The 3,041-nt window shown below is 52.6% G+C and carries 4 protein-coding genes; 1 reads left to right on the top strand and 3 read right to left on the bottom strand.

Going from position 1 to position 3,041, the window contains the following annotated elements:
• The coding region (locus tag HOK28_13025) for a hypothetical protein (protein MBT6434015.1) at positions 1-825 on the top strand (825 nt) is incomplete at its 5' end.
• On the opposite strand, the gene HOK28_13020 is transcribed toward HOK28_13025, so the two are convergent.
• The 3 genes from HOK28_13020 to HOK28_13010 form a co-directional block, all read right to left on the bottom strand.
• Positions 815-1,774, bottom strand: a complete 960-nt coding sequence (locus HOK28_13020; GenBank protein MBT6434014.1) for a hypothetical protein — start codon at positions 1,772-1,774, stop codon at positions 815-817. The two genes, HOK28_13025 and HOK28_13020, sit on opposite strands and share 11 nt — an antisense overlap.
• Positions 1,771-2,568 (bottom strand): hypothetical protein, encoded by a 798-nt coding sequence (locus HOK28_13015; protein ID MBT6434013.1) that lies wholly within the window; start codon positions 2,566-2,568, stop codon positions 1,771-1,773. The genes HOK28_13020 and HOK28_13015 overlap by 4 nt, the downstream gene beginning before the upstream one ends.
• 71 nt (positions 2,569-2,639) lie before the next feature.
• The coding region (locus HOK28_13010) for a zinc-binding dehydrogenase (GenBank protein ID MBT6434012.1) at positions 2,640-3,041 on the bottom strand (402 nt) is incomplete at its 5' end.

Here is a 3,041-nt window from a genome sequence, read left to right as displayed (position 1 = left end):
CAGTTTCATCAAAGCCTTGGCACCATGAAGACCAAGCTCATGGGGTTTGGCGGCAGCAATCAGGCGCCCATTACTTGGGATGATTTACCCGAGGATGCGCAACGCGCGCAGGTGTTTTTCGTCTACACCCATTTGCTCGATGATTTTTTTCGGGCGATTTATCCGGCGTTGCGTCAGGCCATTGTTTTAATTACCCACAACAGCGACCACGGCATCACCGAGCAATACCGCAGCTATCTAGACGACCCGAAAATCGTGGGCTGGTATGCCCAGAATGTTCTCATAGAGCATCCTAAGCTGCGCGCCATTCCCATCGGTATCGCCAATGCACAGTGGCCTCATGGTCATTTGGACACAGTCAAGTCGGTGATGGACCAAGGTATCGAGAAAACCAAAGACGTCTATATGAATTTCGACGCATCCACCAACCTCGCGGGCCGGGCCAAGGTGCAAGAGATTCTCAAAGACAAGCCCTTTATTACCCACGGTGAGAAGCGCAATTTTGAAGGCTACCTTCAAGATATGGCTGCGCACAGGTTTTGTGTGTCGCCGCCCGGCAATGGAGCCGACTGCCACCGCTTGTGGGAGTGTTTGTATCTGGGCGTGATTCCCATTGTGGAAAAAGATGTAAGCAATGAGCAATTTAAGAATCTGCCCATTGTGCGCATAGAGCGCTGGGAAGATCTGGATGAGGCTTTCTTAGAGACGCAGCTCGCGCGCATTGAGAGCACCGACTATGCCATGGATGAAATCAGCTTAGGGTTTTGGCGCCGCACCATTGGAAAGAGTCGCCAAGAGGCGATGAGTACCGTGCTTAGTGATTGATGCCGGGTACACCGTCTTGGTCGGAGCGAAACGCTTCTAAATTTTTACAATGAATGTGTAAGTTGTTCACGGCAAAGCTTCGTTGTCCAAGGCTTGCTACGAGTGTCCACAAACCCTTAGCGCCGCGCTCCCAGGCATACTCAAATGCATCAGGGCTATACACCGCGCTTTCATTGATAAAGCCTACGGTGGAGGCACCTTGAGAATTACGGGGGTCCACGCCGCCGAGGTACTGGCCAATGGCCGCTGCATCAAAGATAGACTGCAAAGTCGAAAAACCGTGAGAATACACTTTGGCGTCGCGCACATTATGGCCAGAGCGGCTGGATAAAGGCTGCGGGTAATGTGCAGGAATAACCGGCAGCGGCGTAAAGAATCCATTGCCAAAGGTTCGCCAATAAGCGGCCCAGAGAATCATGTCGTTCAGATCTGGTAACGCATGGTTTTGCACGATGTTTACGAAGAATTCGGCTGCATGGCCAAGAGCCGCGGCCGTCTTAAAGTAGATAAAGCCCGGCACGCAGCGAATGTCGCTGTCGAGGGTGCCCGCGATGGGCCCTTGAATATGCGGATAAATCTCTTCCAGGTTGCGGTAAAGCATCACATCGTTTTCAATATGAAACACCGGCCGGTTGGGCGCTTGCAGCATAAAAGCGTGAAGATAGAAAAAGCGCTCGCTGGTGTATTGCCAAAAACCGCCCAGAGCCTCTTTGTCTAAGGGGGAGTGGCTGTTAAACGCGTGGTGCGCTTCGGTTTGCTCGAGAGATTCAATGGCTACGCCGGTTACATCGTGGGCGGCCAAGTCAAAGCTCGAGAGTGCTTGCTTGTTGGCAATCAGCGCAATGGGGCAGGTATTGAAAAGCCTTGCCTGAGCAATGGCATCCTCGAGGTATTCCGGAAGAGTTGGCCCAACATGAACCAAGGCAAGGGTGTAGGGCGCGGCGGTCATGGAGCTTTACGCACTAAGCTGGTTGCAGCGTTCGCATTGGCGAGATTTTCTAACCACATGGTTTCAATATTGGTGCCTTTAAGTTGCCACGGCGCGTTCCAATTGCAGAAGTGGAGCCCAATGTATTCGCCGGCATCGGCGCTTTGGAAAAAGCCAATGGTTTTCTCCGGCAGCTGAACCCAACGTTTGTAGAAATAAAGATTGATAACCGGCTGGTCCCCGTTTTTAAGAATAGGCTGATAATCTTTAAGGGTGGTCACCATGGTGTCGTAGGTATCTTCTAGCAAAGTGGAGGTATCAAAAACCATCGACGAAGTATTGAAGTTGTTGATGGATAGGTCTTCCACTTCATTGCCAAGCTTGGCAAAGAGTTCCGGCGAAGCCTCGGGTGCAAACTGGCTGGCGAGTCCTTCGGGCCATACTTCACCATCTACAACAATACCGCCTTGGGTATCGATGCTGAGCAGAGGAACGAGGCTTCTAAGCAAGAGGATATCGCAGTCTAGGTAGACCACGCGCTTCCATTTTTTAAAGGCGGTTCGAAAAACGTTGAGTTTGTGAAATTGAGCTGCCTGAGCAACCTCTAAGCCTTCGGTGGGTACTGGGGTGTCAAAGCGCATCACTTCAATGCCGCGGCTGGTAAACCACTGGGCATCTTCTTCACTCACATCGGGAAAGGCCACCAGCGCCATATCGCCGGGCCATTCACCGCGGTCGTGGGCACCGTAAAATACGGCCTTGGCTGGGTCTAAATAACGCTTATTGGCAACAACGACGAGTACGCTTTCATGCATGCTTGAATCACTTCCCCTCTTGGATTCTATTTTTGCGTTATTCTCAGCGGGGAAGCAACCAGCTCCTGCAATCAGCTGCGGGCACGTACCACACAGCCTCCGAGCACATCGCCATTCCAGCGCGCGATGAGCGCATCTTTGGCATTTTCAAGCTCAAATACATGGGAGACATGGGGCGTGATTTTTCCCGCTTCGGCCCATTCTTTAAGCTTCGCCACCCGCGGTGGGCGAATGGAGGGGTCTTTTTGAGTGGAGATGACCATAGGGCAGCCCATCACTTGGAGGCCCTTCATCATAATCAGGTTGGTTGGCAGCTGATTCGCATTGGGTGCGCCGCGGCCGCCTTTGCCCTTGGCCACAAGTGGAGTGGAGGCCCAGCCCACAATCAGAAAGCGGGCACCGAAGTTTACGCAGCGAAGCGTTTCCAGCGAGATATCCCCGCCCACGCCGTCGTACACCACATCCACGCCTTT

This window comes from Deltaproteobacteria bacterium (assembly GCA_018668695.1).
Taxonomy (GTDB): Bacteria; Myxococcota; XYA12-FULL-58-9; order XYA12-FULL-58-9; family JABJBS01; genus JABJBS01.
The sequence above is the reverse complement of the archived record's forward strand: the minus strand, read 5'-3'. Positions and strand labels throughout refer to the sequence as shown.

Excerpts from the sequence above, each read along its gene's own strand:
- HOK28_13015 (MBT6434013.1), bottom strand. The coding sequence starts at position 2,568 with ATGCATGAAAGCGTACTCGTCGTTGTTGCCAATAAGCGTTATTTAGAC.
- HOK28_13020 (MBT6434014.1), bottom strand. The coding sequence starts at position 1,774 with ATGACCGCCGCGCCCTACACCCTTGCCTTGGTTCATGTTGGGCCAACT.